The sequence below is a fragment of the Candidatus Protofrankia californiensis genome (assembly GCF_900634765.1).
Classification (GTDB): Bacteria; Actinomycetota; Actinomycetes; order Frankiales; family Frankiaceae; genus Protofrankia; species Protofrankia californiensis.
Genome location: NZ_CAAAFT010000050.1, coordinates 9,189 through 16,937, shown reverse-complemented (window position 1 = coordinate 16,937; position 7,749 = coordinate 9,189). Strand labels below are relative to the sequence as shown.

Annotated in this window: 11 protein-coding genes; all 11 read left to right on the top strand. The window is 65.8% G+C overall.

Translation table 11 applies throughout. From position 1 onward, the window contains the following. Positions 1-253: LuxR C-terminal-related transcriptional regulator (locus tag DD1DGNOD_RS02670; protein WP_206442911.1), on the top strand; the 253-nt coding region annotated here is incomplete at its 5' end. A gap of 386 nt (positions 254-639) precedes the next feature. Further along, a complete protein-coding gene (locus DD1DGNOD_RS02665; protein WP_131765028.1) occupies positions 640-966 on the top strand; it encodes a TcmI family type II polyketide cyclase in 327 nt (108 codons plus the stop codon). Positions 967-1,006: 40 nt separating this feature from the next. Then, positions 1,007-1,264: a phosphopantetheine-binding protein gene (locus DD1DGNOD_RS02660; protein WP_131765027.1), complete on the top strand. Its 258-nt coding sequence runs from the start codon at positions 1,007-1,009 to the stop codon at positions 1,262-1,264. Between the two features lie 43 nt (positions 1,265-1,307). Continuing rightward, positions 1,308-1,778 (top strand): SRPBCC family protein, encoded by a 471-nt coding sequence (locus DD1DGNOD_RS02655; protein ID WP_131765026.1) that lies wholly within the window; start codon positions 1,308-1,310, stop codon positions 1,776-1,778. Positions 1,779-1,851: 73 nt separating this feature from the next. After that, the gene (locus DD1DGNOD_RS02650; protein ID WP_131765025.1) at positions 1,852-2,265 is read left to right on the top strand and encodes a cupin domain-containing protein; all 414 of its coding nucleotides are present in this window, start codon (positions 1,852-1,854) and stop codon (positions 2,263-2,265) included. A gap of 56 nt (positions 2,266-2,321) precedes the next feature. Beyond that, positions 2,322-3,593 (top strand): beta-ketoacyl-[acyl-carrier-protein] synthase family protein, encoded by a 1,272-nt coding sequence (locus tag DD1DGNOD_RS02645; protein ID WP_131769363.1) that lies wholly within the window; start codon positions 2,322-2,324, stop codon positions 3,591-3,593. Next, complete coding sequence (locus DD1DGNOD_RS02640) at positions 3,590-4,846, top strand: beta-ketoacyl synthase N-terminal-like domain-containing protein (protein ID WP_131769362.1); 1,257 nt, start codon at positions 3,590-3,592, stop codon at positions 4,844-4,846. The genes DD1DGNOD_RS02645 and DD1DGNOD_RS02640 overlap by 4 nt, the downstream gene beginning before the upstream one ends. Before the next feature lie 18 nt (positions 4,847-4,864). Next, complete coding sequence (locus DD1DGNOD_RS02635) at positions 4,865-5,602, top strand: SDR family NAD(P)-dependent oxidoreductase (protein WP_131765024.1); 738 nt, start codon at positions 4,865-4,867, stop codon at positions 5,600-5,602. Next, on the top strand, positions 5,602-5,907 hold the full coding sequence (locus DD1DGNOD_RS02630; protein ID WP_131765023.1) for an antibiotic biosynthesis monooxygenase family protein: 306 nt from the start codon (positions 5,602-5,604) through the stop codon (positions 5,905-5,907). The genes DD1DGNOD_RS02635 and DD1DGNOD_RS02630 overlap by 1 nt, the downstream gene beginning before the upstream one ends. Beyond that, positions 5,904-6,467, top strand: coding sequence for an ester cyclase (locus DD1DGNOD_RS02625; RefSeq protein WP_165034698.1), 564 nt, complete (start codon positions 5,904-5,906; stop codon positions 6,465-6,467). Before DD1DGNOD_RS02630 ends, DD1DGNOD_RS02625 begins: the two co-directional genes overlap by 4 nt. Before the next feature lie 39 nt (positions 6,468-6,506). Next, positions 6,507-7,664: a nucleotide disphospho-sugar-binding domain-containing protein gene (locus tag DD1DGNOD_RS02620; protein ID WP_131769361.1), complete on the top strand. Its 1,158-nt coding sequence runs from the start codon at positions 6,507-6,509 to the stop codon at positions 7,662-7,664. The last annotated feature ends 85 nt before the right edge of the window (positions 7,665-7,749 follow it).

Here is a 7,749-nt window from a genome sequence, read left to right as displayed (position 1 = left end):
TCACAACTCCGTCGACCAAAAGATCTATGCTTCAAACACTAATGAACAACAGAATGACAACTTTAGCCCAAGCGACTCCGAGCGTCTGCTTCTGCGACTATTGAGCCTCGGCGCCAAGGACGAGGCCGCCGCCCGACACCTCGGCGTGTCAGTACGGACGGTTCGCCGTATGATCGCTGATCTCATGCGGCGGATGGACGCCCGCAGCCGGTTCCAGGCCGGCATCCTCGCAGCAGAAAGAGGCTGGCTGTAGCACAGCCATACGAGCGGAGCCACACCAGTGGCACCAAGTTGCCACTACATGTTCTTGCCAGACCAACTGCGAGACATAGTAGGCCCAATACATCATGCTTCCGTAGGGAGGCAGGCCGGATCGGCAGCCGGACCCCAGCCTTCGCGGAGTGATGCTTGCGTCGCCCCTGCGGACTGGACTGGGTGACGGCCACCGAACCGGTCCTGACACCGGAAGCACCGACGACGGCGTCGGATCGTTGACTCGCACGGGCAATTCCTGCGGCGCCGGCGCCGGCGTTGCGGCATGCTCGTCTACGTTTCTCTTCGATATGACCAATATGACCAGGGGGCAGGAGTGTCGATATTCTCCGGCCGGCTTCCGGTGGTCCAGCGCAGGGCCGTCGGATGACGCATCGTACCCTCATCGTAGCTCGTATCAATGCTGACGACGAAGCCGCGGTCGCCGATATCTTCCAGGAGTCGGACGACGGGCAGCTACCCCATCTGCTGGGCGTCGTCCGGCGGGATCTCTTCAGTTTTCACGGACTGTATTTTCATCTGATCGAAGCAGCCGACGACGTAACTCCCGCCCTGCCTGCCGTACGCGAGCACCCGCTGTTCGTCGACGTCAACACGAAATTGGCGAAATACATCACCGCGTACGATCCGGATACCTGGCGCAGCCCGCGTGACGCGATGGCCCGGAACTTCTATTCATGGGTCTCGGACTAGAGCCGTCGGGATCCAGATCTCCATTAGGAAGGAGAGAACCATGGCACATCCATGGACAGCTGACCGTCTGCTCGACTTCCTCGTCGAACGAACGGTTCTCGCCGCCGAGGACCGACCTGATCATCTTGCCGTCACATTCGCGGAGGTCGGGGTGGACTCACTGGCCTACCTGCACCTGCAGACCGTCGTCTTCGACACGTTCGGCATCGAATTGCCGGCGGAACCGCCCGACGACTACACCCTCGCGGAGATTCTCACCGCCATCAACACCGCCGCCCGCCAAGACGCTGTCGCCTGATCGAGGAAGAACCGACGAGAGCACGTCGACCGAACGGAGAACAATGGCCGGGCACACGGAGAACTCGATCTTGATCGACGCCGACATCGATCTGGTCTGGACGATCACAAATAATCTTGAGGGCTGGCCGGATCTTTTCACCGAGTACGCTTCGGTGGAAATTCTTGAACATCACGACCAGACTTTCAGGTTTCGCCTGACAATGCACCCGGACGCGAACGGGAAGATATGGAGCTGGGTTTCGGAGCGGACGCTGGATCCGGACAAGCACCGCGTCCACGCGCACCGCGTCGAGCCGGGCCCCTTCGAGTTCATGAACATCGAATGGACCTACGAACCAGAAAGCACCGGCACCAGGATGCACTGGGTGCAGGACTTCCACATGCGTCCGGACGCGCCGGTTGACGACGAGTGGATGACCAACAACATCAATAACAACACCCGGCGGGAGATGGGCGTTATCCGGGAAAAGGTCGAGCGCGCGGCCCGGGCTGTGAGCACCCTGCCCGGGTAGGCATGACGGGCCGAGGACTGCACGATCACGACCTTGTACCACCGGAAGCCCTATGGAATTTAGAGAGACAACGATGACCTTGACGACCAGCAGCCCGAATATCACGCCGAAGGCGTTGTCAATTCACGACGTTCCGACTAACCGCCGCCGCGGCGGCGACATTCGCACGCTGCTGTCCCCCGCGACAGTGGGCGCCAAATCCGGATTCCTCGGCACGCTGACGCTGCAACCGGGCGAGATCGTCACCGAGCACTGGCACCCGTACTCCGAGGAGTTCCTGTACTGCGTGTCCGGACACGTCACCGCGCGACTGGACGGCGAGCACACCGCACTGCCCGCCGAACACGGACTGCTCATCCCGATCGGCACGCGCCACCGGATCGTCAATGACGGTGACGAGACCGCCTTCCTTGTGTTCCATCTGAGCCCGCTGGCGCCACGCCCGGACCTCGGTCATGTGGATACCGAGCCACTCCCGCAGACCTGACTACACGGGACCGAAAAACTCGACGAAACCGAAACTTCGTTCTGGAGGATCCAGAAGTGAGAAGGACGGCCATCACCGGCATAGGCGTGGTCGCCCCGGGAGGCGCGGGCCGCAAGGAATTCTGGGATCTCCTGGCGGAGGGCCGGACGGCCACCAGGCGCCTGTCGTTCTTTGACCCCACGCAGTTTCGCTCCCAGATAGCCGCCGAGTGCGACTTCAATCCGGCTGTAGCTGGGCTGACCCCACAGGAAATCGCCCGTAATGATCGATTTATCCAATTTGCTCTAGTGGCCGCGATCGAAGCAGTTGCCGACAGCGGGCTGGAACTCGGGAGCGACGGTGACATCGATGGCCCGGTAGTAGGCGTCAGTATGGGCAGCGCTGTCGGTGCGACGACCCGTCTGGAAGACGAGTACGTGGTCGCCAGCAACAGCGGACGCGACTGGCTCGTCGACCCCAGCTACGCGTCGTCATTTCTTTACCATGCTCTGGTACCAAGCTGCCTCGCCACCGAAGTGGCATGCAGGTTCTCGGCGCACGGTCCGGCCCTCGTAATCTCGACAGGCTGCACCTCCGGGATCGACGCGGTCGGATACGGCCACCAGCTCATCGTCGACGGCGAGGCCGACATCGTGATCGCGGGAGCGGCGGACGCGCCGCTGTCCCCGATCTCCATCGCCTGCTTCGACGCGATCCGCGCGACGTCAGCGCGCAACGACGACCCCGAACACGCCTCCCGGCCGTTCGACGCAAGCCGGGACGGGTTCGTCATGGGTGAGGGTTCCGCCGTGCTCGTGCTCGAGGAGCTGGAGCATGCGCGGGCCCGGGGCGCCCACGTGTACTGCGAGATCACCGGCTACGCCGCCCGCTCGAACGCCTTCCACATGACCGGGCTGAAGGCCGACGGTCTCGACATGGCCGAAGCGATCTCGGACGCGCTGCGGCAGGGCCGTACCGACCCGACCATGGTCAACTACGTCAACGCCCACGGCTCCGGGACCAAGCAGAACGACCGCCACGAGACGGCCGCGTTCAAGAAGTCGCTCGGGCAGCACGCCTACAACGTCCCGGTGAGCTCGATCAAGTCCATGGTCGGTCACTCCCTGGGAGCGATCGGCGCCATCGAGATCGCAGCCTGTGCCCTGGCGATCGAGAACCGGGTCGTCCCGCCCACGGCCAACTGGTCCAACCGGGACCCCGAATGCGACCTGGACTATGTGCCGAACATCGCCCGCGACCACGATGTCAACGTGGCCCTGTCGGTCGGCAGCGGCTTCGGCGGGTTCCAGTCGGCCATCGTGCTCGACCGCGGGCGGGATGCCCGGTGAGCGCCACCCGTGCGGGCCGGCGTCCCGTTGTCACCGGCGTCGGAGTGATCGCCCCCAGCGGCATCGGCACCGAGGAGCACTGGAGTTCGACGCTGCGCGGCGAGCTGCGGGTGGGACCGATCACCAGCTTCGACGCCAGCCGGTACGCCACGACGCTCGCCGGCCAGGTTGAGGGATTCGACCCCGCCGACCATCTCAGCGGCCGGATCGTCCTGCAGACCGACCGGTGGACGTGGCTGGGCATGGCTGCAACCGGACTCGCGTTATCCGACGCCGCCTACGATCCGGCGGAGCACGATCCCTATGCGACCTCGGTGGTGTTCGGGGCCGGATCCGGTGGCAACGACTTCGGCCAGCGTGAGATCCAGCGGCTGTGGAGCCGTGGTCGCCAGGCCGTGAGCGTGTACCAGTCCATTGCCTGGTTCTATGCGGCGACCACCGGTCAGACCTCCATCCGGCACGGCATCAAGGGGCCGTCCGGAGTCGTGGTCTCCGACGGCGCCAGCGGTCTTGACAGCCTCGCGCAGGCACGGCGGACCATCAGCCGCGGAACGCCGGTGGTTCTCGCCGGCGGCGCCGAAGCGGGGCTCACCCCCTACGCGCTCACCTGCCAGACCACGGGCGGGCGCCTGTCCACCAGCTGTGAACCGCGGACCGGTTACAAGCCGTTCGACCGGTCCGCGGACGGTTACGTACCCGCCGAGGGCGGCGCGACGCTCGTCGTGGAAGATCCCGCATCCGCGGCGGCCCGCGGCGCGCCAAGGGTGTACGCCGAGATCGCCGGATACGCGGCAACCCACGACGCGCACCATCACCGCGACCCGTCATCGGACCCGCGCTGGTACGCCGAGGCCATGCGCCGGGCGCTCGCCGACGCGAACCTCACACCGGCCGACGTCGATGTGATCTTCGCGGACGGCGCGGGCTCCCGCGACCTCGACGAGCTCGAGGCACGCGCGATCCATGTCGCGTTCGGCGCACATGCCGAACGCGTTCCCGTCACCGCCCCCCAGGGCCTGATCGGGCGGATGTGCGCGGGCGGCTCCGCCCTGGCGGCCGTAAACGCGCTGCTGTCCATCCGTGACGGGGTGATCCCGGCGGTGGGCAACCTCGACGACCCGGCGCCGGAATACCGCCTCGACCTCGTCCGGGTGCCGCGAGAGACGCCGGTGCGGGTTGCCATGGTCAACGCCCGGGGCTACGGCGGCTTCAACAGCTCACTGATCCTGCGGGCTGTCGGCCCTGCCGTCTGAACCGACGAGGAGAACGATATGGACTTCGGCCTCAAGGGCAGATCAGCCCTGGTTACCGGCGGGTCCCGGGGGATCGGGCGAGCCGTCGTCCTGGCGCTCGCGCAGCAGGGAGCCTCCGTGATCGCCTGCTACGTGAACGACAGTGACGCGGTCACCTCGCTCGTGGACGAGCTGGAACGGCTCGGTGCCGACGCCCGTCTGGTGCGCGCCGACGTGTCGGTGGAGGACGACGTGAGCCGGTTGGTGGAGACCGTCCGCGACCGGCACGGCACACTCGACATCCTGGTCAACAATGCCGCCGCGGTAACGCAGCTACCCCTGCACGAGGTGGGCCTCGATCAGTGGCGCCAGGTACTCGACACCAACCTGACCAGCCTCTACCTGATCCACCGAGCCGCCCACGACCTGCTGGCCAACGACGCTTCAGTGATCAATATCGGTTCAGCCGGATCACTGCGTGGAGTCGCCGATCGGACTCCGTACATGACCTCCAAGGCCGGCGTCCTGGGGCTCACCCGGTCTCTGTCCAAGGAGCTCGGCCCGCGGGGCATCCGGGTGAACACAGTGGCGCCGGGCCACACCGAGACCGACCAGATGGCCGGGCTTCCCGCGGCCAGGCGGGCACAGGCCGAAGCCAGGACAGCTCTGGGACGCCTCGCCCAGCCGGAGGAGATCGCGGGCGCGGTGCTCTTCCTGGCCAGCGACGCGGCCCGGTACATCACCGGGGCGACCCTGCACGTCGACGGGGGAATCTGATGATCAGAGCAACGCTGCGGATGCGGGTCCTGCCCGGACGGGAGCAGGACTTCGCCGACGCCTGGGAGAAGGTCGCGCTGGCCACGAGCCGGACACCGGGCAACCTGCGGCAGAGCCTCCTGCGTGGCGGCCCGTGCGAATACGTCATCACCAGCGACTGGGAGAGTCGGGACGCCTTTCACGCCTTCGAGCGCAGTCCCGAACAGGACGCCCTGACCGCGCCCCTGCGCGAATTACGAGAGACTGCGCAGATGGACATTTCGGAAATCGTGTTACATGTGGAGAAGGAAGACAGAAGATCGTGAGCAGGGAAATATCGCTGGGCGCGAGGGATGCGGACGTGTTGTCGGACGCTGACAAGCGGGTGGCGGCCAACAGGCAGGCGATCCTCGACCACTTCCGGGCGCTGGAACGCGGAGACGTCCGCGGCGCTCTGGCGACTTTCGCGCCGGACATGATCAATCACAGGATGGAGCCGGGAAGCGCACCGGGACGGGACGGACTGGCCCAGACCCTGGCGGTCGTGCTGCAGTGCTTCCCGTCCGCGACCTGGCACATCGAAAGCATCGTCGCGGACGCCGAGAATGTCGTGGCAAAACTGGTGGTCGAAGGCGAGGCGCATGATGTGATCATGGGTGTGCGGGCTGTCGGCCAGCGGGTGACCTGGCGGCACATCCACTGGTTCCGCATGTCGGACGGCAAGATCGTCGAACATGACGCCATCCGCGATGACCGCGGCCTTCTCCGCCAGCTCGGAATGAACGTGCGGGGACCGCACCCCGGAGGACTCGGCGGCGGGCTCCTGGGAGGTGCTCACGCGGGGGGACCGGGCACCGGCGACCGCGACCCGGCCCTCACCGCATAACCCTTCTTCCTGTCAGCCTGCACCCGTGAGGAACAGTTCGTGCGCGCACTTTTCACTACCGTCCCACTCCATGGCCACTTCTTTCCGATGGTCCCGCTCGCGCACGCGCTTCGGACGGCAGGCCACGATGTTCTCGTTGCCTCGCCGGTGAACTTCACCGGCGTCATCACCGAGGCGGGGCTACCAGCGGTGCCCACCGCGCTGTCGCTCAATTTCGCCGAGATTATGATCAAGGATCGAAACGGAAGGCCGGTGGCGCCCGCGAAGAGCGCTGTGGAGCGGCACGAGATCGCGGGTCGGGCATGGGGACGTCTCACCGCCCGCACCTTGCAGCGCACGCTGAATGTCGTGGACTGGTGGCGTCCCGACATCATCGTCAGTGAACCCAGCGAGCACGCGGGGGCACTTGCGGCCGCATCCCGCAGCATTCCCTGGATCGAGCACGGCTGGGGCATCTCGACGATGCCGGAATGCAGGCCACCCGCTGCGGACGAACTCACCGCAGAGCTGTCGGGACTCGCTCTGACGGCGCTGCCCGAACCCGACCTGCATCTGCACGTGTGCCCACCGAGCATGCAGCGCCCACACGCTCCCGGCTCTCGCAACCAGCGGATGCGCTACATCCCGTACAACGGGCCCGCGACACTGCCGGACTGGGGCCTTGTCGAACGTGACAAGCCACGGATCTGCCTGACCTTCGGCAGCATCCTGCCGAGATTCGGCCCTGGGGACTTCAGGGGGGTCCTGACCGGGATTGCGACCGCACTGCCGGACCTCGGCGCCGATCTCGTCGTCGGAGTCGAGGAGCAGATTGCAGCCGCATGGCAACCGCTACCACCGGGAGTACACAGCGCCGGCTGGCTCCCCCTGAGCCTGGTGGTACCCAGTTGTGATCTCATCGTCCATCACGGCGGGTCCGGTTCGACGCTGACCGCACTCACCGCCGGCCTGCCACAGCTTGCCCTACCCCAGACCGCGGACCAGTTCGACAACGCCGCGTGCATCAGTGTTCTCGGTGCGGGACGCCAACTCCTGGGCGACGTCACGGTGGAGGCCATCATCGCTGCGTGCCGTGAACTTCTCACCGATCCCAGTTACCGGGAGCACGCAGCGATACTCGCTGCCGAGAACGCCTCTCAGCCGACTCCAGCCGATGTAGTCGAAGTCCTGCGCAAACTCACCTCAGCCCTGGTCTGATCAGAGAGAACCCACCATGAGTGAACATCACCACGGCCGCCGGTCCGTCGGCCCGCGGGCCGACGGGTACATCGACGTCCATCAT

Bases quoted from the DNA above. Each gene is read 5' to 3' on its own strand.
- DD1DGNOD_RS02665 (WP_131765028.1), top strand. From the start codon at position 640: ATGACGCATCGTACCCTCATCGTAGCTCGTATCAATGCTGACGACGAA.
- DD1DGNOD_RS02660 (WP_131765027.1), top strand. From the start codon at position 1,007: ATGGCACATCCATGGACAGCTGACCGTCTGCTCGACTTCCTCGTCGAA.
- DD1DGNOD_RS02655 (WP_131765026.1), top strand. From the start codon at position 1,308: ATGGCCGGGCACACGGAGAACTCGATCTTGATCGACGCCGACATCGAT.
- DD1DGNOD_RS02650 (WP_131765025.1), top strand. From the start codon at position 1,852: ATGACCTTGACGACCAGCAGCCCGAATATCACGCCGAAGGCGTTGTCA.
- DD1DGNOD_RS02635 (WP_131765024.1), top strand. From the start codon at position 4,865: ATGGACTTCGGCCTCAAGGGCAGATCAGCCCTGGTTACCGGCGGGTCC.
- DD1DGNOD_RS02630 (WP_131765023.1), top strand. From the start codon at position 5,602: ATGATCAGAGCAACGCTGCGGATGCGGGTCCTGCCCGGACGGGAGCAG.